Below are 24035 nucleotides of genomic sequence, written 5' to 3'. Positions count from 1 at the left end.
GAAAAACCATGAACAACAGAGAACTCATTGAATTTCTGCACATTGCAAACAATTTAAAAGAATATACCAGACATTCTGTCAGTGAACAAGGTAGATGGGAAAGCGTTGCAGACCATAGTTGGCGTGTATCTTTATTGGCACTTCTTTTGGAAGACGAGCTGGCAGACGCAGATTTCAACAAGATTTTGCGTATGTGTATCGTACACGACTTAGGGGAAGCTATCACCAAGGATATTCCATCCTTTTGGAAATCAGAAGCGGATTCTGCCCATGAAGATGCAGTCCTATTCCAATGGATAGACAGCATTCCAGAACCACAAAAGAGCAAATTACAGGCGTTGTTTACAGAAATGCTTGCCTTAGAATCAAGGGAAGCCAAAATCTACAAAGCCTTGGATAAAATAGAAGCAGTACTCCAACACAACGAATCACCACTTTCTGGTTGGTTGCCATTGGAATACGAATTGAATCAAACATATGGACAAAAAGAAGCAGAACAAGCAGATCCAAGATTGGTGGAATTGCGTCAAATGGCAAAGGAAGATACCATCAAAAAATTGGAGCTTGGATTGTAGGAGGAATTATGGAAAAAATGATGTTGAAAGCAAAGAAATTTTCCAATGTGCAAATCGTTTCTTTGGGTTATTTCTGCGTTTCTTTGGTGGGAACCATCTTGTTGTTGTTGCCCATTTCATCACATGGAGAAACAACGGTTTTGCAAGCGATATTCACAGCAGTTTCAGCCAGTTGTGTAACCGGCTTGGTGCTGGTGGATACTGCAACACATTGGACATTGTTCGGTCAAATTGTCATTTTACTGCTCATCCAAGTGGGTGGTATGGGTTTTATGACCATTGGCATACGATTCATGCAATTCTTCCGCAAACGGATTTCTCTACGTGAAAAAGAAATGATGGTGGAAGCCATCAATGCCACAAGACTTGGCGGTATCACCAATTTTGCAAAAAGAATTGTCACAGGAACCTTGATTGTAGAAGGAATTGGAGCTTTGTGTCTGTCCATCAAATTCATTCCGGAGTTTGGACTTGGAAAAGGTATTTTCTATAGCATATTCCATTCCATTTCTGCATTTTGTAACGCTGGTTTTGACTTAATGGGCATCAAACAACCTTATGATTCTTTGTTGTCCTATGCTGGAGACCCTTGGGTGAATTTTGTCATTATGATGTTGATTACCCTTGGTGGATTGGGTTTTTTTGTTTGGGAAGATATCCTGCACAATAAGAAAAATTGGAAAAAATACTACCTACATACAAAAATTGTATTGCTTATGTCTGCGATTTTGACCTTTGGTGGTGCCATTGCATTTTTCTGGATGGAAACCAAAGGCACTGGCGCAGATTTGAATTTATGGGAACGTAGTGTAACTGCTTTGTTCCAATCTGTAACCTGTAGAACAGCAGGGTTCAACACAGTGGATACAGCTGCTTTGACTGATGGTAGCAAGATTTTATCTATGATTTTGATGCTCATTGGTGGTAGTTCTGGTTCCACAGCTGGTGGGATCAAAACCACAACCATTGCAGTGTTGTTGCTCTTTACCATTGCTGGTGCTAGGGGCAATTCCAGACCATCATTGTTTGGTAGAAGCATTGAACCAGAAGCATTACAAAAGGCAGTTGCCATCTTTGTCATCAATATTTTCTTTGTGCTGGGGGCTTCTTTCCTCATTTGTGCATGGGAAGGTTTGGCTGGTATGGATGTATTGTTTGAAACCTTTTCAGCAATGGGAACCGTTGGTATGTCCACAGGCATCACACGTTCCTTGGGTACAGGATCTGCATCCTTAATTGCACTGATTATGTTCTTTGGACGAGTGGGCAGTGTGTCTTTGACAGGTGCATTGTTGGATACCAGCAAAGCCAAGAAAATCATGGTACCAACAGAAAAAATCATGATAGGCTAATGGCTTGCATTCTAAAATAGGATGCAATTGTAGGGCAGGGGCTCTGCTCTTGCCGTCATAAATAGCCACAAATTAAGCGGGATGTCGGGGACGCCATCCCCTACAAAAAACGCAAGCGTAGTGGCAATTGTAGGGTTGATTCACGAATCAACCGCTATATGATAGATTGAATGTAACTGTAGGGGTGGATTCCATATCCATCCATAACCAAATACAACAACGAGGTGAAAATTATGAAATCATTTTTAATTATTGGAATGGGTTCCTTTGGACATCACTTGTGCAGAGGATTGTTGAAAGAAAAATGTGAAGTGATGATTGTGGATACAGACCAATGCAATTTGGAAGATATGATGGACTATGTGACCAGTGCCAGAATTGGCGATTGCACCAATCCAGAAGTATTGAAAGCATTGGATGTGGAAAGCTTTGATGCTTGTTTCGTTTGTATGGGTACCAACTTCCAAAATAGCTTACAAATCACCAGCTTACTCAAAGAAATGGGGGCAAAATTGGTGTATAGCAAAGCAGATGAAGACATCCAAGCAAAGTTCTTGTTGCGTAATGGAGCAGATGAAATCTTGTATCCAGAAAAGGATATTGCAGAAAGCATTTCCATCAGCATCAGTTGCGATAATATCTTTGATTGCATTGAATTGACAGAAAATTTCTATATCATGGAGATTCAAACAGCGCCAGAATGGATTGGAAAAACCATCCGTGAATTGGACTTCCGTAAACGCTACAAAATGAACATTATGGCAACCAAATCTGGTGATACCATTGTGCCTATGCCACACATTGATTATGTGTTCAATGCAGAAGAACATTTGATGGTTTTGGGTCATATTGATGATATCAAAAAAGTAACAGGATGAGGTAAGCGAAGCTTACCGACTAAGGACTAATGGTGAATGGTGAAGGACTTTGAAAAGCGACTAAGAACTAATGGTGAATGGTGAAGGACTTTGAAAAGCGACTAAGAACTAATGGTGAATGGTGAAGGACTAAAGAGAGAAAAGAAATTTTCTCTATAATTTGTGAAATCCATAATAGAAGCGATTCTTGTAGGGACGATTCACGAATCGACCGCAATAATCATAAACCACCACAAATCATAAATTATGCAATCGTAGGGGCGACCTGTGGTCGCCCGTTATTATGAATTTTGTAAAGATTAAGATAATTTTAGGAAAGAACCATTGCAAACAAACAACTTTCCCTTGTATGCAAAGGATTCTTCTGTTAAACTATAAGAATGTAGTTGTCTGTCCTTTTGCAGGTAGACAGTAAATGTAGCATATATCAATTCTCCATAATCAATGGAAAAAAATAAAAATGAGGTGAACCAAAATGGGTTTAATGGAAAAACTATTTGGGAATTACAGTGATAAAGAACTCAAAAAAATCACTCCCATAGTCAAAAAAATTGAAGCATTGGAAGAACAATACAAAGGGTTTTCTGATGAAGATTTGAAAGCAAAAACAGTAGAATTCAAAGAAAGACTTGCAAAAGGCGAAACACTAGACCAAATTTTGCCAGAAGCATTTGCAACTGTCAGAGAAGCATCTTCCAGACCATATGTGTTGAATATGCGTCATTTCCCAGTGCAACTCATTGGTGGTATTGTAATGCACCAAGGACGTATTGCAGAAATGAGAACTGGTGAAGGTAAAACTTTGGTGGCAACATTGCCAGCATACCTCAATGCCCTTGCAGGCAAAGGGGTTCACGTGGTTACTGTCAATGACTACTTGGCAAAGCGTGACTCCGATTGGATGGGTGAAGTGTTCCGTTTCCTTGGTTTGACTGTTGGCTGTATTGTCAATGGTTTGAGCCCAGCAGAAAGACGTGCAGCATATGCTTGTGATATCACATATGGAACCAATAATGAATATGGTTTCGATTATTTGCGTGATAACATGGTGGTACGTCGTGAAGATTTGGTGCAAAGAGAACTCAACTATGCCATCATCGATGAGGTCGATTCTGTTTTGATTGATGAGGCTAGAACACCTCTTATCATTTCTGGTAAAGGCAATAAATCCACAGAACTCTACAAATATGCAGATTTCTTTGCAAAACAATTGAAACGTGGTAGCATCCTCAATGAGCAAGATGCAATGAATCCTTTGCTCAAAGAAGAAGTCCAAGAAGAAGGAGACTTCATTTACGATGAAAAAGGAAAATCTGTTGTTTTGACCCAACAAGGGGTACAAAAAGCAGAACATTTCTTCAAAATTGAAAATCTTTCTGATCCTGAAAATACCATGTTGCAACATTATATCAACAATGCATTGCGTGCAAATAACACCATGCACAAAGACCAAGATTATGTGGTTTCTGAAGAACATGGTATCGTCATCATTGATGAATTCACTGGACGTATGATGCCAGGTAGAAGATATTCTGATGGTTTGCACCAAGCAATCGAAGCAAAAGAAGGTGTGAAAGTCAGAAGCGAAAGCAAAACTTTGGCGACTGTTACCTTCCAAAATTACTTCAACAAATACAAAAAACGTGGTGGTATGACGGGTACTGCAAAAACAGAAGAAGATGAATTTAGAAACATCTATGGTATGGATGTTTTGGAAATTCCAACCAATATGCCAGTACAAAGAAAAGATCACCATGACGTGGTATATCGTACAGAAGCAGGCAAATTTAGAGCAGTTGTCCGTGAAATCGAAGAAGCACATGCAAAAGGACAACCTGTTTTGGTGGGTACTGTTAACATCGATAAATCTGAAGAGCTTAGTGAATATTTGAAAAAAGCAGGCATCAAACATCAAGTTTTGAATGCAAAACAACATGAGCGAGAAGCAGAAATTGTTGCAGATGCAGGTCAAATGAATGCAGTTACCATTGCAACCAATATGGCTGGTCGTGGTACTGACATTAAGCTTGCAGAAGGTGTGCCAGAAGTTGGCGGTTTGCGTATCATTGGTACAGAACGCCATGAATCCAGACGTATCGACAATCAGTTGCGTGGACGTTCCGGTCGTCAAGGTGATAAAGGGGAATCTCGTTTCTATATCTCTATGGAAGATGAACTTATGCGTTTGTTTGGCTCTGAAAAAACCATGAAAGTGGTTGATGCTATGGGTATGAGCGAAGATGATCCAATCGAAGCAAGTATGCTTTCTAAAGCAATTGAAGGTGCACAAAAGAAAGTAGAAGGCAATCACTTTGCAGTCAGAAAACAACTTTTGGATTACGACCAAGTTATGAATGAACAAAGGGAAATCATCTACAAAGAACGTAAACGTGTGTTGTATGGTGAAGACTTGCGTGCCAGCATCATTGGTATGATTGAAACAGTTGTTGGCAAAACCATTGATCGTTTCATTGGCGAAGACCAATTGCCAGAAGAATGGGATATGGATGCATTTGGCACATACTTTGCAGCAATTGTACCTGTTGGTAAAATTGGCTTGAAACCAGAAGCAATGGCAAATATGACCAAAGAAAAATTCAAAGAAGACTTGCAAGGCTTTGCAGTGAAAGTATATGAAGCAAAAGAACGTGAAATTGGCGCACCTCGTATGCGTGAATTGGAACGTGTGGTTATGCTCAAAGTCATTGACCAAAAATGGATGACACATATTGATGATATGGAACATATGCGTCAAGGTATTGGTTTGCAATCCTATGCACAACGTGATCCTTTGACAGAATATAAATTCAATGCTTATGATATGTTTGATGAATTGTCTGATCATATCCGTGAAGATACCATCAAAGTTTTGTATCGTATGCGTGTACAAATCCAAGTAAAAAAACCTGTGGAACAACCAGCAGATGGCAGTGCTCCACAACAACCACAAGTGCAACAACCAAGACCACAACAACCTGGACCTCGAATGCAAGCGCAAGCAAGAGGACCTGTTATGGCAAGAGGACCTGTAGCACAAGGACCTGTGGCACAAGCACCAATGGCACCACAACCAGCAGCACCTAAAAAAGTAGTGGCTCCAGAACCACCAAAACCACAAGCTGCTAGTGACAAAGTAGGTAGAAACGAACCATGCCCATGTGGTAGCGGTAAGAAATATAAACAATGTTGCGGACGTTAAGACCGCAACAACTGTGGTAAATAAGATTTAATTGTAGGGGCGATTCACGAATCGCCCGTAATATCGAATCTATATTCCAAAACAACAATTGCCTGTAAATACCGCAACCCAAAAGGAGGAATCCCATGAACCGATATGTAAAAATATCCTTTGAAATTCCTTTTTACAACCAACGCATCACAACTGAAAACTGGCAATCATCGGGTTTTTCTAGTGAATTGGAAGGAATCAGTTGGACAGAACGTGGTTGTGGCATTGCTTCTTTGCGTATGATTTTGGATGGGTTCTTATTGGCAGAGAACAAGCCAAGTTGCCCCAATCAAGGTGAAATGATTGAAAAAGGTTTGGCACAAGAAGCCTATAACCCAGGTATTGGTTGGATTCATGCAGGTTTGGCACATATGGCAGAAGAATTTGGCATATCTGCTGTTGCCTATCGTGGCAAAACCTTGACAGATGTTGCAAATGAATTGGAACAAAATCATCCTTGTATCATTTCCATCACACCTCGTTTTCGTGGTGGTTTGGTGAATGAGGAAACAGGAAATATCTATGGCAAAGGTGGTCATTTGGTGGTGGCATATGGTTGTACATATGACGAAACTGGGAATCTGACTGGATTCTTGGTGCATCATCCATCTTGCTTTTTGGAAAATACATTGCCTGCTTATCAGGTGGATGTAAAACCATTGGAAGCATCCTTTTCAGGGAATTTCATTGCGTTTGGAATGGATATACCAATGGAAATGGATTGAAACAATTGGAAAACGGTCGAACACATAGGTTCGCCCCTACAACACCGTATACAACGTAGGGTTGGGTCTTGACCCAACCGCAAAAGTAAATTAAGATTGCAACGCAAATAGACCTTCTCCGTCTAAATGCGTGTAATATATATTACTCCTAATTAAATATAAATGGACTTTTGTGTGCTATAGCAAATTTATGTAGGGTACGCATTGTATGCGTACCGAAAGTGGAATGCATACAATGCGTACCCTACATAATTAAGATATATACAAGCATATTAGGTCTTGTTCAGTTTAATTGGGATTATAACAAAAGGGTAATACAAAATATTTTAACTTTGAAGGAGTTGATTTTAAGTGTTCGAATTAGAACAGATCCGTCTCGGGCTTTCTGCTTACGACGAAAAATTAGAGGAAATGGGGGCTTCACTTTGACGTTGCAGGCGCAAAGGAGAAGATAACCGAATTGGAAGAACTGTCTGCTGATCCTGAATTTTGGAATGATTTGGAAAAAAGCCAAAAAACATTGCAAACATTGAAGGTGCTCAAAACAAAAGTAGGCAGATTTGAAAGTCTTGTGGAAACATTTGAAGATATCCATACTTTGATTGAGATGGGTATTGAAGAGCAAGATTCAGATGTATACGAAGAAGTCAAAGGAATGCGAGAAACTTTTGAACAGGAATACGAAGATTTGCATATTGCAACCATGCTTGACGGTGAATATGACCGAAGCAATGCAATTGTAACGTTGCATGCTGGTACCGGTGGTACAGAGGCTTGTGACTGGACAAATATGCTCTTCCGTATGTATTCCAAATGGGCAGCATCTGCTGGCTATTCAGTGGAAATTCTCGATATGTTGGATGGTGAAGAAGCGGGTATCAAATCTGTAACCATTCAAGTCAATGGCGAAAATGCATATGGCTATTTGAAAGCAGAAAAAGGCATCCATCGTTTGGTGCGTGTGTCTCCTTTTGATAGTTCAGGTAGAAGACATACTTCATTTGCATCTTGTGATGTTATGCCAGAAATCGAAAATGACAATGATGAAATCGAAATCAGCCCAGATGACATTCGTATCGATACCTATCGTGCAAGTGGCGCTGGTGGTCAGCACATCAACAAAACATCATCTGCAATTCGTATCACTCACTTCCCAACAGGATGTGTGGTACAATGTCAAGATGAAAGAAGTCAATTTGCAAACAAAGATCGTGCTTTCAAAATGTTGAAAAGCAAGCTCTTGGCTTTGAAAATCGAAGAACAATTGCAAAAATTGGCAGAAATCCGTGGCGATGTCAAGGAAAACACTTGGGGTAGCCAAATCCGTTCTTATGTGTTTATGCCATATACCATGGTAAAAGACCATAGAACAGGACAAGAAACAGGTAAAGTAGACGCAGTTATGGATGGGGATATTGACGCATTCATGGCAGCATATTTGGCTTGGATTCATTCCTAATAGGATCAATAGTTATATTGGAATGTAGGGAGCGATGCCCTCATCGCTCCGTTGGCATGTAGGGGAGACCTGTGGTCGCCCGAAATACAAACCAAACGGGTCGTCGGGGACGCCGACCCCTACAAAATGCAATATGCAATTGTAGGGGCGATTCACGAATCGACCGAAATGCAAATATGCAATTGTAGGGACGCCCCTTGCGGGTGTCTGTAAATCAGCAAATAACCATGTAGGGGAGGGTTTCCATGCCCTCCCATATATACCCATTGAGGAGAAAATCTCTTGAAAGAAATCAAAATCACAACAAACGAACAAAATCAAAGACTGGATAAGTATTTGTTGAAATATATGAACAAAGCCAACAAAAGCTTCATCTACAAGATGTTGCGTAAAAAACGCATCAAACTTTGTGGCAAAAAAGCAGAAGGCAATGAAATGTTGCAATCTGGAGACACCATTCAGTTGTATCTTGCAGAAGAAACCATGGCTTCTTTTATGGAAGAAAAAAAACTTTCTGCTGCAAAACGTCACTTTGCAATTGTATTTGAAGATGACGATGTGTTGGCAGTGTCCAAACCAGCAGGTCTTTTGGTGCATCCAGAAAAGAGCACCGATACCGATACATTGATTGACCAAGTGCTTTATTATTTGCATGAAAAAGGTCAATATGAGCCCAGTGCAGATGCAACCTTTACACCTGCTTTGTGTAATCGATTGGATCGTAACACCAGTGGTATTGTGTTGGTTGGTAAAACCTTGTCTGGCGTACAAGGACTCAATGAAATCATTCGCTTGCGTCAAGTGGACAAGTATTATTGGACAGTGGTGCAGGGGAAAGTGGAAGAAGCAGGTGAAATTTCTGCCTATCTTTCCAAAAACCAAGAAAGCAATCAGGTGCGTATTTCTGCCGAAGAAGGCGTGTCAGGTGTTTTGACACAAACGAAATACAAGCCATTAGCATATGCAACAGAAGGCTATACCCTTTTGGAATTGCAACTAGTGACAGGTAAAACCCATCAAATCCGTGGACATATGGAGTATTTAGGACATCCTGTTGTAGGCGACCGCAAATATGGTGTGGCTCGTGTCAATGAAGAGTTTCGCATTTCCTTTGGTCTTTCCAACCAATTTTTGCATGGAGCAAGGTTGGAATTTGGCAAAATAGAAGGCGAATTATCTTATTTATCAGGTATGGTGTGGGAAGCACCATTGCCAAAAACATTTGCAACCATTACAGAAGAATTATTTGGACAAAGCTTAAATAGCGAGGAGCGATGACATGAAGGCAATTATTTTGGCTGCTGGTTATGCAACAAGACTATACCCTTTGACAAAAGAGAGAGCAAAAGCATTGCTACCCATTGGTGGCAAACCCATTATTGATTATATTGTAGAACAAATGAACCATGTTGATGGCTTGGATGCCATTTATGTGGTCAGCAATACCAAGTTCTATCCACAATTTGTGGAATGGAACAAGGAAATCACAAGCAAAATTCCAATCACTGTGTTGGATGATGGCACCACAGACGATTCCAATAAACGAGGCGCAATTGGCGATATTTCCTTTGTCATCAAAGAATGTAACATTGATGATGAATTGATGGTGGTTGCTGGTGATAACTTCTTCACCTATTCCTTGGTGGATTATGTGGACTACTATCGTCAAGCGGATCGAGATTGCGTTTGTGTCAAAGTTTGGAAAAACGAAGCGGAATTGTCACAATTTGGTATTGCTTTGCTGGATGAAAATGGAAAGGTTTTGGATATTGAAGAAAAACCAAAACACCCAAAATCCAATACAGCTGTGTTTGCATCTTATTTGTACAAACAAGATACTGTGAAATTGATTGACCAGTATTTGGCAGAAGGCAATTCACCAGATGCACCAGGCAATTTCCCAGCATGGCTTTACAAAAGACAAGAAGTATATGCATATACCTTCTCTGGTAAATGCTTCGATATTGGTACACCAGCCAGCTACCAAGAAGTCAATGACTTGGTGACACAAGGTAAGTTGTAAAAGATTCACTTGAAATCAGGATTTCAAGTGGTTGAGCAGAGGTAAAAAAGACGATTTCTTCGCACAAGTGCTTTTGCAAAGCACCTAGAAATCGCTTTTTGTCCCATTCACCGCAAGAATGCGGGCAGCGTAAGCTGACTTTGCAATGCAAAGTGATGACCCTGACGAAATGCGATTCTGGTCAGTATTTTGCTACGCAAAATGGCTTCGCCATCGGATTTCTTTCCGATACGGTCTGCGGATGAAAGTCTGCGACACTAAAATCAAAAGAAAGTTCTTAGTTTTTTGACAGCCTGAGCCCTTCACTTAGTGAGGGGCTTAATCAGTGAAGAGTGAAGAATGAATGGTGAATAGTTGAAAACAAAGATTCCTCATTGCATTGGGAATGACAGAAAAGAGGAGATAGACTTCTGGATATGTCATTCAGAGGAGCAAAGCGACGAAGAATCTAAAAATACAATCAATCTACCATAAATCATAAAATGTATGCATGTAGGGGCGATTCACGAATCGACCGAAACCACAAACCAAACGGGATGTCGGGGACGCCATCCCCTACAACACCATAAATTTTGCAAATGGTTCAATTATCTTATCAATAAAATAACATAGCGGAAACGTAGTTTTCGCAATAAATGGGTCAAGGGACTGGTCCCTTGTGGGTTGTAGGGCAAAGCCCTACGGTCTTGTCTTTTGATCTTATCTTTTGATCTTATCTTTTTAGGAGGAATATATATGGAATGGATAGAAGTTTTTGTATCGGTCAGCCAAATGGGATTGGAACCTGTGGCTGGGGTGATGTATGCCTGTGGTTTGACAGGTCTTATGATTCATGATGCATCAGAATTCCAAGAATTTTTGGAAAACCCAAATCGTGATTGGGACTATGTGGCAGATGAATTGGTGGAAGAAAAAAGCGAATTGGAAACAGGTATCACCTTCTTTGTACGTGATAATGTCTATGGCAAAGAACAATTGGTACAAGTGCAATCTGCTCTCAAAATGCTGATTGCAACAGAAACAGAATTGGATTTGGGTACTTTGGAAACCAAAATCAAAAACGTAGCAGAAGAAGATTGGGCAAATAACTGGAAGAAATACTTCAAACCATTTCCAGTAGGTGAAAAAATCATGATTCGTCCATCATGGGAAGAACTCACTGCACCACCAGATAAAGTGGTTCTGAAAATCGATCCTGGTCATATCTTTGGCACAGGTACCCACGAAACCACACAACTTTGTATGGAATTGATTGAAGAATTCGTGCAAAAAGAAGACATGGTCTTGGATATTGGTTGCGGTAGTGGTATCTTGTCCATTGCAGCATTGTTGTTGGAAGCAAAAGAAGCAGATGCTGTGGATATTGACCCAAATGCAATCCAAATCGCATATGAAAATAGCGACATGAACGATATCCCAAGAGAAACATACCATGTGAAATCAGGAAATATCTTGGAAGACGAAGCATTGCATCAATCTTATAGTGGCAAAAAATATGATATGGTTGTGGCAAATATCGTTGCAGATATCATCATTGCATTGACCAAACAGGTACCAGATTACATCAAAGATGGTGGTATCTTCTTGTGTAGCGGTATTATCACAGAGCGTAAAGAAGATGTTTTGGCAGGACTTGCAGCAGGCGGTTTTGCTGTTGTGGATATCAAAGAAAAAGGAAATTGGGTTGCAATTGCTACACGTTATAAAGGATAAGGTGATTTGAATGCCAAAATTTTTTGTAAACATAGAACAAATCAGAAAAGGCAATGTCTACTTAGAAGGCGAAGATGCCAAACATATTAAGACAGTTTTGCGTAGTCGTGTAGGCGAAGAAATCGTTGTGACAGATGGTTGTGGTATGGATTATCATTGTCATTTGTCAGAATTGGAACCACGTGTCATTGCTGCAATTGACCATAAGGAAGAATGCCAAAGTGAGCCAAAAACAAAGATTACATTGTACCAAGGGTTGCCAAAAGCAGATAAAATGGAGCTGATCATCCAAAAATGTGTGGAACTTGGCATTGAACGCATTGTTCCAGTGTCCACAGAGCGTGCCATTGTGAAATTGGATAAAAAGGAAGATAAAAAGATTGCTCGTTGGCAAAAGATTGCAGAATCCGCTGCAAAACAAAGTGGACGTGGCAAAATTCCAGAAATCGCTTCTGTGATGAAATTTGGCGAAGCACTCCAAGAAGCCAAAGGCTTAGATGGTGCAATCATTCCATATGAAAAGGAAATGGAGAATGGTTTGCGTCAATTTGTAGGTGGTTTTTCAGGGGGAACAGTGGGTGTGTTCATTGGACCAGAAGGTGGCTTTTCAGAAGAAGAAATTGAAAAAGCAACTGATTTGGGTGTGATGCCCATTACTTTGGGCAAACGTATTTTGCGTACAGAAACAGCAGGTATGGTAACACTTGGAATCTTATTGTACGAGTTAGGTTAAGGGGTGAGTACATGATTTATTTGGATAATGCAGCAACCACAAGAGCATTGGATTCTGTTGCAGAGAAAATGGCACATATGATGTGTGAATGTTATGGAAATCCAGCATCTATGAGCAAAATGGGTCTGGATGTAGAAAAGGAAATTCGTGGTGCAGCACAAATTTTTGCAAATGGTTTGCATTGTAAAGAGGAAGAAATCTTCTTCACAAGTGGCGGTACAGAAGGTGATAATTGGGCGATTTATGGCACAGCAAATGGATACAAACGCCATGGCAAACATCTTATCACCACAGAAATTGAACATCCAGCAGTGAAAAATCCAATGCAACACTTGGAAGAAGAAGGCTATGAAGTGACATATCTTGGCGTGGATGCAAAGGGTCACATTTCCTTGGATGAACTCCGAAATGCCATTCGTGAAGATACCATTTTGGTGAGCATCATCTTGGTGAACAACGAAACAGGTGTGGTACAAAATGCCATCGAAATTGGCAAATTCATCAAAGAGAAAAATCCAATCACTTTGTTCCATGCAGATGCAGTGCAAGCATTTGGCAAATACCCAATTGATGTAAATAAAATGAAGATTGATTTGCTCACCATGAGTGGACATAAAATCCATGGACCTAAGGGTGTTGGTATGCTTTATATGCGTAAAGGCACCAAAGTGAAACCACTTTTGTTGGGTGGTGGACACCAAAGAGGGCAACGTCCAGGTACCGAAAATGCACCTGGTGTCTGTGCCATGGCGTTGGCAGCAAAAGAAGCATTTGACCATATGACAGATGGCATTGCTCATGTACGTCAGTTGAAATCTGCATTGGCTACAGGTGTTTTGGCAATGGAAAATACACAAATCAATGGGGATGCTTCTGATGATGCAAGCCCATATGTGCTCAATGTATCTTTCAAAGGCTTGCGTAGTGAGGTATTGCTCCATGCGTTGGAAGGCAAAGGTGTCATTGTGTCTGCTGGCTCTGCTTGTGATAGCAAAAAGAAAGTGGGTAGTCCAGTCTTAACTGCAATGGGTATGCCATTTAGCGAAATCGAAGGGGCAATTCGTTTTAGCTTCTGTAGACATAACACCATGGAAGATGTAGAAGGATGTCTGGCAGCTTTGAATGAATTGGTACCATTCTTTAGGAAGTATAATAGATAAGGTCAAGGTCAAAAGATTAAGACCGACGGGACGCTGTCCCATCCACCCTGCAAGCGTGCGACGCTTGACCCGATAGGCGAAAACTACGTTTTCGCAGAAGATTGAAAATGGGTTGCAATTGTAGGGGCGATTCACGAATCGACCGTAATCTCATATCTATTACTGATCACAATATCAAAATAAATTATAAATAAAATACACCACAGCGAAAATGTAATTTTCGCAATAATGGGTCAAGGGACGAGTCCCTTGCAGGGTTTGGGACAGAGTCCCAAGGTCTTGATCTTTTGACCTTGTAAAGGAGAATACACATGGCAGAAAAAGTATTGATCATCAAATACGGTGAGATTGCAATGCGTGGAAATAACAAGTATATTTTCATCAACCGTCTCATCAGCAGCATTAGAAAAAACATCGACCATTTGGGGAATTATTATGTAGTGCGTGACCCAGGTCGTTTGATTGTGGAAGATCGTGATGGCGAATTGGACTATGATTTGCTCATCCCACGTATCGCAACCATTTTTGGCTTGATTGCAATTTGTCCAGGTGTACGTGTGGAAAGCTTGGACAAAGACATGATTTATGAAGAAGCATACCAACATATGTTGGCACATCATGGAGATAAAGACGTTACCTTTAAGGTGAAATCAAGACGTGCAAACCAAGGCTTTGAAACACCTTCTATGGAAGTGAACATGGAATTGGGCGGTTATTTGTTGGAACGCATGCCAAACTTGACAGTAGATGTGAAGAATCCACAGGTAGTATTGCACGTGGAAATCAGAAATAGCGTGTACATCCACTCCAAAGAAATCAAAACATATGGCGGTTTGCCTTATGGTAGCTCAGGCAAAGCAGTCAGCTTGCTTTCTGGCGGTATCGATAGTCCAGTTGCCACTTGGATGATGGCAAAACGTGGCGTGGAAGTAGAAGGCGTGTATTTCCATAGCCCACCATACACCAGTGAATGGGCGAAAGAAAAAGTGTTGGACTTGGCGAAACGTATCGCAGAGTTTACAGGCGAATTCCGCTTGTATGTAGTGCCATTTACAGAGTTGCAATTGTATCTTTTGGATAATGTTGCACACGATAAATTGACCATTCATTTGAAACGTGCTATGATGCGTGCTGGTGAAATGATTGCAGACAAAGACCAAGCACTTTCCTTGATTACTGGTGAAAGTGTGGGTCAGGTGGCAAGCCAAACCATGCAAGGGATTCATGCCATTGGTGCAGTTTGTAATTTGCCAGTACTCAGACCTTTGGCGGGTATGGATAAACACGAAATCATTGAAATTGCACAGAAAATCGAGACATTCGATATCTCTACACGTCCATTTGAGGATTGTTGCACTGTGTTTGTGGCAAAACACCCTGTTACAAAACCACGTTTGAAATACATTGAAAAAAGCGAACTACGCTTGACAGAATTGGACAGACTTTTGGACGAATGCGTTGCCAATGCAGAAATTATTGATTTTTAAGATCAAAAGATAAGAGCAAGACCGATTTGTAGGGGCGAGCATTGCTCGCCCGTTATCAATTGACATGAATTCCAAATTAGGAGAAGATTCTATGAAAATCGAACACATCGCTTTATATGTCAACGATTTGGAGCAATCCAAAACCTTCTTTGAAACTTACTTTGGTGCCACTTCCAATGGTGGATATCACAACAAAACCAAAGACTTTCGTTCTTATTTCTTGACCTTTGATGATGGTGCTCGTTTGGAATTGATGCACATTCCAACCATTGTGGAGGCAGACAAACCACTGACACGCACAGGCTTTGCACACATTGCATTTTCTGTAGGCAGTGTGGAAGGAGTGGATGTATTGACAGCAAGATTGCAAGCAGATGGCTATGAGGTCATCAGTGGACCACGCACCACAGGGGATGGGTATTACGAAAGTTGCATCTTGGATAAAGAAGGCAATCAAATTGAAATTACAGTATGAGTTAAGAGTTTAAGTTGTAAATATTAAAAGTGAGAAATAAAAAAGGATGGATATGGAATCCACCCTTATATTTGGTATATTTTTTAGAATGCAACTTTCATACAAAGTGCCACAATACAAAGAATCAATGCAAATGGTACATACACATATCTACCCACTGCATACCACAATTCCCCTTGTTTTTTATAAGTCCCTTTATTGATTTCAAAGAGCAAATCCTCTTTTTTCATAATCCAGAACCAAGAAATGGCACCGATGGTTGCACCAATTGGAATGATGTAGATGGATACCCAGTCCATCCAAGGACCCCATTGGTAGATGGCTTCCATATGGATACCAAAGCCCAAACAAATGACGCACAACAACACCAAAACTGCTTTTCGATTGAGTCTTGGGAATTTATGCAACAAAGATTCCAAAACTGCTTCAAACATATTTTGCAAAGAACTGACACCAGCAAAGACCATTGCCACATACAAAATGATGGCAAACCCATTGCCAAATGGAATATCTTGCAAGATGGTAGGCAATGTGATGAACAACAAGCCTGTACCAGCGCCAACATCTGTGTTATAAGCGAAACATGCTGGAATGATGACCATAGCTGCTACCAAAGCCGCCAATGTATCGAAAATAGCTGTTTTTCTTGCTACTGCCACAACATCCTCTTCTTCACCCAAATAAGCACCATATACAATCATACCGCTACCAGTGATGGACAAAGAGAAGAATGCTTGTCCCATTGCCCAAATCCAAACCATAGGGTCTGCCAAAGCTTCCCATCTTGGAATGAACATAAACAAATAGCCTTCTGCACCATTTGGCATAAAGGCAACACGAATTGCCAAAATCACAAAGATGATAAAGAAAATTGGCATCATGATTTTATTTGTTTTTTCAATACTCTTAGCACCAAAGAACAAAGTCAACAAAGTACCCACAACTACAATGATATGGAAAGGTACTACAGAATAGGTGTTCAATGAGAAGGATTCAAACCATGTTGCGGTATCCAAGGTCATCAAATCGCCTGTTAGGGATGTCCAAAGTGCCTTCAACATATAGGAAATGATGACTGCATAGCCAATTGCAATACACATAGAGCCTGCAAGTGGCAACCACCCCACCAAACCGCCAATTTTGCCTTTTGTTGCACCACCACCACTTTTCCAAGCGTTTTCATAAGAACCCAAAGTACCTGTTCTGGATCGACGTCCCAAAGCAAACTCTGCTGGCAAGCCTACATAGCTGAAAATAAAGATAAAGAATAGATAAATCAGCAAGAATGCGCCACCACCATTGCTGCCCAATTTGCTGGGAAATCCCCAAACATTTGCCATACCAACTGCTGAACCAACAGATGCTAAAATAAAGCCCCATTGAGTTTGAAACCCTTTATGTGTCTTGTCTGTACTCATACTTTTCTCCATTTCTATTTCAGTTTGGACATTGCCCAAAATCCTTCAATTCCTATTGTTTCAGTTTTCATTCGATTTTAACTTTAACACATAACAGTGTCGCAGTCAATAGAAGTTGCATTCCAGAAATTGTTTTTGGTAAATTTGCACACTCCTTACATATCGTTTGTGGATTGCGGGATGCCCTGGACGCCATCCCCTCAATATTTTCACATAAAAAAACACCAAAGCTGGTGGTACTGATTTTTGTATTTCTATTGACAATTCTGTCTATCCTATAGTAATATCAATGATATATAGTAAAAAACAGCTATGATGAGAAGAGTACCAAACAAACTATGACAAAGAGAGCCCAAACAGAGAAATCTGTAGCTGAAAATGGGTGATTGGTTGTTTGAGAAGATGGTCTTTGAGCTATGCTTTTGAATGTGTTTCTTCTATATAGAAGGAATCCTTTAGAAAGTGTCGGTTGCGTCCGTTACAACGCAGAGTATGAGGAGTGTTGGCTTCGATACTCACAGAGGTCTTTTTCGTGAGGGAAAGATGAATTAAGGTGGTAACGCGGTTTATGAGACAACATTGTCATAATCGTCCTTTGCATTGGCATAGGGCGTTTTTTTATACCCATTTTTGCGTATAGACAGCACAAGAAAACAAATAAAAGGAGAATGCATCATGGAAAAAGAAAAATTTTATATCACCACACCAATCTACTACCCAAGTGACAAATTGCACATTGGACATTCCTACTGTACAGTGGCAACAGATACTATGGCAAGATACAAAAGACTTCGTGGATACGATGTTATGTTCTTGACAGGTACAGACGAACATGGTCAAAAATTGGAACGTATTGCAGAAAGCCAAAACACAACACCAAAAGCATATATTGACAACGTGGTTGTCGGCATCAAAGAATTGTGGGAAACATTGCACATTTCTTATGATAAATTCATTCGTACCACAGATGATTACCATGTGGCAACTGTACAAAAAATCTTCAAACAACTCTATGACCAAGGGGATATCTACAAAAGTTCCTATGAAGGTCATTACTGTACACCATGTGAATCCTTCTTCACAGAAACACAGTTGGTAGATGGCAAATGTCCTGATTGTGGACGTGATGTGGAATTGTTGAAAGAAGAAAGCTATTTCTTCCGTCTTTCTAAATACCAAGATCGTATCATCAAACACATGGAAGAAAACGAAAACTTCTTGCAACCAAACACACGTCAAAATGAAATGATCAACAACTTCTTGAAACCAGGTTTGGAAGATTTGGCAGTTTCTAGAACTTCCTTTACATGGGGTGTTCCTGTGGAATTTGACCCAGGTCATATCGTGTATGTTTGGGTGGATGCACTTTCCAACTACATCACTGCTATGGGTTATGGTCAAGAAGATGATAGCGATTTCAAAAAATACTGGCCAGCAGATATCCATGTTGTGGGTAAAGAAATTGTGCGTTTCCATGCAATCATTTGGCCTGCAATGTTGATGGCTTTGGATATTCCACTTCCAAAACAAATCTTTGGTCATGGTTGGCTTGTCATCAACGGTGGCAAAATGTCCAAATCCGTTGGTAACGTAGTAGACCCTAACGTTTTGGTTGGCAAATATGGTGTAGATGCAATCAGATACTTCTTGTTGCGTGAAATTTCCTTTGGTCAAGATGGTAACTTCAATAATGAAGCTTTGATTCAAAGAATCAATTCCGACTTGGCAAACGATTTGGGCAACTTGGTATCCAGAACCGTTGGTATGATTGAAAAATACTTCGGTGGTACATTGCCAGCAGACAGAAGCGCAACAGAATTCGATGCTTCTTTGGAAGAAATGGCTCTTGCTACAGCAGCAAAAGCAGAAGAAAAATTGGACAAAATGTTCTTCAGCGATGCTCTTAACGAAATTTGGAACTTGGTGAGAAGAACCAACAAATATATTGATGAAACACAACCTTGGGTGCTTTGCAAAGACGAATCCAAAAAAGGTGAATTGGCAAATGCTTTGTATCACGTGGCAGAATCTGTTCGTATCATCTCCATTATGATTGAACCATTTATGCCAACCACACCAGCAAAAATCTGGAGTCAATACAACATGGATGCATCCGTTTTGGGTTGGGAAAATGCAAAAGTATGGGGATTGTTGCCAGATAGCTTCTCTGTAGCAAAAGGCGAAACATTATTCCCACGTATCGATATGAAAAAAGAATTGGCAGCTCTTGAAGAAGCAATCAAAGAAACACAAGCAGCATCCATTGCAAACCAAGGCAAAGAAGAAGCAAAAGAAGAAGCTCCAAAAGTAGAAGAAAAACCAGCTGCACCAGCACACGAAGAACCAGAATATCCAGCTGAAATCTCCATTGATGATTTCTGTAAGGTACAATTGGTTGTGGGTGAAGTCATTGCATCTGAAGAAGTAAAAAAATCCAAAAAATTGTTGCGTAATGTAGTGAAAATTGGAGAAGAAGAAAGAGTCATCTTCTCTGGTATCAAAGATAGCTACACACCAGAAACCATTGTTGGTAAAAAAGTAGTGGTTGCATACAATTTGAAACCAAGAAAAATGATGGGTGAAATGTCCTATGGAATGCTCCTTTGTGCCGAAGACGGAGACGGTAACTTGAGCCTTTTGACCACAGATGACAAAGAATTCCCAAGTGGCAGTGGTATCAGCTAATGTATTTTGAATCCCACGCACATTATGACGATAGACGTTTCAAACAAGATGGGGATGCTCTTTTGAAGAGCTTCCCTTCCTTGGGGATTCCATATGTGGTGAATGTTGGTTGTGATTTACGCTCATCAAAAGCCAGCATACGTATGGCTGAAAAATACGACCATGTGTATGCTTCCGTTGGCATACATCCCCATGAATTGTATGATATGTCTTCATCTGTCATTGATGAACTCAAAAAATTATCTGCACATAAAAAAGTAGTTGCCATTGGTGAAATGGGTTTGGATTATCATTATGATACTCACCCACGTGAAGTGCAACGCTTTTGGTTTAGACAACAGCTTCGTTTGGCAGAAGAAGTGAAATTGCCTGTCATCATCCATTCCAGAGAAGCATCAGAAGAAACCTTTGAAATTATGCAAAGCTCCAATGTACGTAGGGGTGTCATCCACTGTTATTCCGGTGCAGCACCTATGGCTTTGGACTATGCAAAGATGGGTTTCTACATTGGTATTGGTGGCGTGGTCACTTATTCCAATGCAAGAAAGATGGTAGAAGTGGTGGAAGCGTTGCCTCTTGATAGAATTGTGATAGAAACTGACTGTCCATATCTATCTCCAACACCAAATAGAGGAAAACGTAACGATTCTAGGAATCTACAATATGTTGTGGAAAAGATTGCAGAAATTAAAAATGTAACACCAGATGTAGTGGAAAAAGTGACCATGGAAAATGGAAAATCATTGTATTTTTAAAAAAAGGTTGCACAAATGTTACAAATGTGTTAATATAATAGACGTATTAGATAAGATATACCGTAAGGTATGTCTTTCTTTTTTCTTTTTTGTTCCTTAACAAAAGAAAATAAGTGCGAGTTTTCAGGCTCGCTGAATAGGAATCGTGGTTCTAAGGTTGGACTACGGGACATAGATTTGTAATATGTCTATAACATTTTAGAAACTTCACCATGCAACGTACGATATGCGATGGACGAAGCTTCGAGGAGGAATTTATGAAAACACATTTTAGAGTATTGGTATTGGTCATCTTAACATTGGTGATTGGCACAGTAACTGCATCCGCATCTTCCATGTTGGGTACACAATCTGTAGTCATCGAAATGGATGGCGTACCTCGTATGGTATCCACTTCCGTTGAAACAGTTGGCGAAGTATTGGAACAAGTGGAAGCATCCATCGAAGAAAACTTTTTCTTAAATGATTTGGAAGAAGATGATTTGGTTGAAGATATGATGACCATTTCTTTGACCTCTATCACAGAAAAAGTGGTTGCAACAACAGAAACAGTGGCTTACGAAACAGAAATTGTGTACAACACCGAAATGGAAATTGGTGAAGAAGTGGTGACACAAGCTGGTAAAGATGGCGTTGTTTCCAATGTAACCAAAGAAGTATACCATGGTAAAGAATTGGTTTCTGAAGAATTTGTGGAAGCAAAGGTTTTGGAAGAAGTGGTAAGTGAAATCATTGAAGTGGGCACACATGGTGTCATCAATGGATATTCTTATACACAAACCATGAGCATGAAAGTAACAGCTTATACACCTTTTGATGAAGGTTGTAATGGCATTACATCTACAGGAACAGTGGCAACAAAGGGCGTTTTGGCAGTAGATCCTAGCGTAATCCCTTATGGCACACGTGTGTATATCCCTGGATATGGCGTAGCAGTGGCAGAAGATACTGGTGGTGCAATCCAAGGCAATCGTTTGGATGTCTGTTATGACACAAAAGACGAAGCATTCTCTTGGGGTGTACGTAATTTGACTGTATACATCTTGCAATAAGAATCAAACAAATCAAGCCATCGACAATTGTCGGTGGTTTTTTTGTTTGTGATACAATATAAGGGTGGATATGGAATCCACCCCTACAAGTGTTGCTTTCTTATCATTCAGAGGAACAGGTGACGAAGAATCTTGGAATTTCGGTCGATTTGTGAATCGCCCCTACAAATGCACCCAATTCATATTGCCACCAATCTGTCATTCTGAATATTTGACACTTGTGTCAAAGAGTGAAGAATCTTGGGTTTTTATTCTTTTGGTTCTTCTATTTCTCCATGTTCTTTTTCAAATTCTCCAATGCATTTACGCACCAAATATAAAATCTGACCATTTGCAGAACGTCCTTCATATTTGCTGATGTAATGCAGTTTATGATGTAACTCTTTGTTGATGCGAATACCCAAATGTTTATCCTTTTCCATGAATACACCTTCTTACTGCTCTGTTTCTTCTTTTGCTTTCAATTCAATTCTACGATTGCGAATCCAAAGCAATGCATCCACAGACACCATTGCCATATTTAAAATATAGAGATACAATACGAAATCGTAGTTGTAGAGCAATTTATTGATGATACCCGCCACATAACCCAAGATAATGACCAACAAAAATGGTAAGCTTTTGCCACCTGTGGTTCTTGAGGTATAAGAACGATAAATGGACAAAGGCCAAGCTGCACCAAAACACAATAACATCAACGCTTCAAAAATACTCATATCCATACTCTCCTTTTTTATTATATGTGGTTTTTCGGCAGCAGGTAGGGAACGATGCCCTCATCGTTCCTTGTAGGAACTGCCCCCAATGTAACGAAGAATCCAAAATCTAAGATCCTTCGACAAGCTCAGGATGACAAACATATTGCACCGGCAAATTTACAAACCCAATGTTTCCAATGCTTCTGCTACACTTCCATTGTTTTCCAAAATCATTTCAGAAAAACCTTCATACAAAGGTAATCTTTCTTGATAGAGTGCCAAGGTTGCTGTTTGTGTTGGTGCCAAAGGTCTACCATTTCCACTTTCCAACAACTCTACTTCACGTTTCAACCAGATAATTTTGCCATTTTCCATCAAAAGATGGATATTCTCTGCATTCTTAATGACACCACCACCTGTTGCAATGACCAAATCTGTTTTGCCAGACAATTCCTTTGCAACTTCTGTTTCCACCAAACGAAAAGCAACTTCTCCTTCTTTGGCGAAATAGTCTGCAATGGGCATTCCAATTTTTGCAACGATTTCTGTATCCATATCCACAAAGGTTTTACCTGTTTTTTCTGCAATGGCTTTGCCTAAAGTGGATTTGCCACAACCACTCATACCAATCAAAACCACATTTTCTCTTTGTGCATACATGGTTTTATAAATTTCTTCTACCTTTTCCCAAGAAACCGGTTTTCCAGTGAAGATTTCCACTGCCACAGCTGCCTGACCAATCAACATCTCCAAACCACCAATGGCTTTGATGCCACGAATGGTTGCATCCACTACCATTTTGGTTCTAAGGGGATTGTAGACGATATCCACAACACCTGATAGATTGGTGAATCCATCCAACTCAATTGGAGATACGCCACCTTTTGGATACATGCCAACTGGTGTGGTATTGATGATCAGGTCTGCATCCTGATGGTTTGCATAGCATTCTGCATAAGTAATGGTATCTGGACTTTCCTTATAATAGACAGTGTGGATTTCCTTTGCACCCATATCCCCAACCACTGCCAAACAAGCCTTTGCAGCACCACCTTTTCCAAGAAGCAACACCTTCTTATCCTTTACAACAAATCCATTGTGTTCCAAAACATATCGAAAACCATGATAATCTGTGTTGAAACCTGTCCATTTGCCATTTTTTTGAACAATGGTATTGACTGCTCCAATGGATTTTGCTGCTGCTTCTAATTCATCCAAAAAAGGAATCACTCGTTCTTTGTATGGTATGGTGACATTGATGGCAGTAAATGGTTTTTCTGTCAAAAACACATCACATTCCTCTGGTGTCAAAGGAATCAACTCATATGTATAGTCTGCCAATTGCTCATGAATCCCTTTGGAATAGCTGTGTCCCAATTTTTCTCCAATCAAACCGTATCGCATAAAACACCTCATATTTTATTCTAAATTGATTATCTTTTGTCAAACTTGTGTCTATACTTGTTATGGTAATTCATATACAGACAAATTGCAATATCTAATGTAAAAAAGATAGTAAAAACAACAGGCGTACACATAGGTCATGCCCTACAACTGCTCTGTCATTCCGAGCATAGCGAGGAATCTTACTCTTTGGATTCTTCGTCACGCTGTTCCT

20 protein-coding genes are annotated in these 24035 nt (G+C 40.1%); 16 read left to right on the top strand and 4 right to left on the bottom strand.

Annotated elements, in window-relative coordinates; all coding sequences use genetic code 11:
• Nucleotides 1–8: 8 nt before the first annotated feature.
• The 13 genes from MJY40_RS14715 to MJY40_RS14655 all read left to right on the top strand — a co-directional run bounded on the left by MJY40_RS14715 (nt 9) and on the right by MJY40_RS14655 (nt 15809).
• A complete protein-coding gene (locus MJY40_RS14715) occupies nt 9–575 on the top strand; it encodes an HD domain-containing protein (protein WP_317854934.1) in 567 nt (188 codons plus the stop codon).
• Nucleotides 576–583: 8 nt separating this feature from the next.
• Complete coding sequence (locus MJY40_RS14710; RefSeq protein WP_317854933.1) at nt 584–1927, top strand: TrkH family potassium uptake protein; 1344 nt, start codon at nt 584–586, stop codon at nt 1925–1927.
• 233 nt (nt 1928–2160) lie between these two features.
• Nucleotides 2161–2805, top strand: a complete 645-nt coding sequence (locus MJY40_RS14705) for a potassium channel family protein (RefSeq protein WP_317854932.1) — start codon at nt 2161–2163, stop codon at nt 2803–2805.
• Between the two features lie 475 nt (nt 2806–3280).
• Complete coding sequence (gene secA, locus MJY40_RS14700; RefSeq protein ID WP_317854931.1) at nt 3281–6004, top strand: preprotein translocase subunit SecA; 2724 nt, start codon at nt 3281–3283, stop codon at nt 6002–6004.
• A gap of 125 nt (nt 6005–6129) precedes the next feature.
• Complete coding sequence (locus MJY40_RS14695; RefSeq protein ID WP_317854930.1) at nt 6130–6759, top strand: C39 family peptidase; 630 nt, start codon at nt 6130–6132, stop codon at nt 6757–6759.
• 351 nt (nt 6760–7110) lie between these two features.
• A protein-coding gene (gene prfB, locus MJY40_RS14690; protein ID WP_317854929.1) for a peptide chain release factor 2 occupies nt 7111–8218 on the top strand; the annotation gives its coding sequence in 2 pieces (ribosomal slippage) (nt 7111–7185 and nt 7187–8218; 1107 coding nt in all).
• A 282-nt stretch (nt 8219–8500) separates the two neighbouring features.
• Entirely contained in the window at nt 8501–9496 is a 996-nt protein-coding gene (locus MJY40_RS14685; protein WP_317854928.1) for an RluA family pseudouridine synthase, read from the top strand.
• A 1-nt stretch (nt 9497) separates the two neighbouring features.
• Nucleotides 9498–10241 (top strand): nucleotidyltransferase family protein, encoded by a 744-nt coding sequence (locus MJY40_RS14680; protein ID WP_317854927.1) that lies wholly within the window; start codon nt 9498–9500, stop codon nt 10239–10241.
• A gap of 735 nt (nt 10242–10976) precedes the next feature.
• Nucleotides 10977–11954, top strand: coding sequence for a 50S ribosomal protein L11 methyltransferase (prmA, locus tag MJY40_RS14675; RefSeq protein ID WP_317854926.1), 978 nt, complete (start codon nt 10977–10979; stop codon nt 11952–11954).
• Between the two features lie 10 nt (nt 11955–11964).
• Complete coding sequence (locus tag MJY40_RS14670; RefSeq protein ID WP_317854925.1) at nt 11965–12687, top strand: 16S rRNA (uracil(1498)-N(3))-methyltransferase; 723 nt, start codon at nt 11965–11967, stop codon at nt 12685–12687.
• 11 nt (nt 12688–12698) lie between these two features.
• Nucleotides 12699–13847: a cysteine desulfurase family protein gene (locus MJY40_RS14665; protein ID WP_317854924.1), complete on the top strand. Its 1149-nt coding sequence runs from the start codon at nt 12699–12701 to the stop codon at nt 13845–13847.
• A gap of 311 nt (nt 13848–14158) precedes the next feature.
• Nucleotides 14159–15334, top strand: a complete 1176-nt coding sequence (gene thiI / locus MJY40_RS14660; RefSeq protein ID WP_317854923.1) for a tRNA uracil 4-sulfurtransferase ThiI — start codon at nt 14159–14161, stop codon at nt 15332–15334.
• Between the two features lie 91 nt (nt 15335–15425).
• The gene (locus MJY40_RS14655; RefSeq protein WP_317854922.1) at nt 15426–15809 is read left to right on the top strand and encodes a VOC family protein; all 384 of its coding nucleotides are present in this window, start codon (nt 15426–15428) and stop codon (nt 15807–15809) included.
• Nucleotides 15810–15892: 83 nt separating this feature from the next.
• Here MJY40_RS14655 and MJY40_RS14650 read toward each other — a convergent pair whose 3' ends face one another.
• Complete coding sequence (locus MJY40_RS14650) at nt 15893–17227, bottom strand: sodium-dependent transporter (RefSeq protein WP_317854921.1); 1335 nt, start codon at nt 17225–17227, stop codon at nt 15893–15895.
• Between the two features lie 675 nt (nt 17228–17902).
• Here MJY40_RS14650 and metG point away from each other — a divergent pair.
• The 3 genes from metG to MJY40_RS14635 all read left to right on the top strand — a co-directional run bounded on the left by metG (nt 17903) and on the right by MJY40_RS14635 (nt 21719).
• Nucleotides 17903–19912 carry a methionine--tRNA ligase gene (gene metG / locus MJY40_RS14645; RefSeq protein WP_317854920.1) on the top strand — a complete coding sequence of 670 codons (2010 nt, stop codon included), beginning with the start codon at nt 17903–17905 and terminating at the stop codon, nt 19910–19912.
• A complete protein-coding gene (locus tag MJY40_RS14640; protein ID WP_317854919.1) occupies nt 19912–20667 on the top strand; it encodes a TatD family hydrolase in 756 nt (251 codons plus the stop codon). Before metG ends, MJY40_RS14640 begins: the two co-directional genes overlap by 1 nt.
• 257 nt (nt 20668–20924) lie before the next feature.
• Nucleotides 20925–21719 (top strand): G5 and 3D domain-containing protein, encoded by a 795-nt coding sequence (locus MJY40_RS14635; RefSeq protein WP_317854918.1) that lies wholly within the window; start codon nt 20925–20927, stop codon nt 21717–21719.
• A 248-nt stretch (nt 21720–21967) separates the two neighbouring features.
• Here the strand turns inward: MJY40_RS14635 and MJY40_RS14630 are convergent, their stop codons facing one another.
• From MJY40_RS14630 to MJY40_RS14620, 3 genes are all read right to left on the bottom strand, one after another.
• Nucleotides 21968–22141 carry a type II toxin-antitoxin system antitoxin gene (locus MJY40_RS14630; protein ID WP_317854917.1) on the bottom strand — a complete coding sequence of 58 codons (174 nt, stop codon included), beginning with the start codon at nt 22139–22141 and terminating at the stop codon, nt 21968–21970.
• A 12-nt stretch (nt 22142–22153) separates the two neighbouring features.
• Entirely contained in the window at nt 22154–22435 is a 282-nt protein-coding gene (locus MJY40_RS14625; RefSeq protein WP_317854916.1) for a hypothetical protein, read from the bottom strand.
• 159 nt (nt 22436–22594) lie between these two features.
• Complete coding sequence (locus tag MJY40_RS14620) at nt 22595–23821, bottom strand: shikimate kinase (protein ID WP_317854915.1); 1227 nt, start codon at nt 23819–23821, stop codon at nt 22595–22597.
• Between the last annotated feature and the right edge of the window lie 214 nt (nt 23822–24035).

The sequence above is a fragment of the Chakrabartyella piscis genome, from assembly GCA_030067835.1.
Taxonomy (GTDB): domain Bacteria; phylum Bacillota; class Clostridia; order Lachnospirales; family Anaerotignaceae; genus Chakrabartyella; species Chakrabartyella piscis.
The sequence above is the reverse complement of the archived record's forward strand: the minus strand, read 5'-3'. Positions and strand labels throughout refer to the sequence as shown.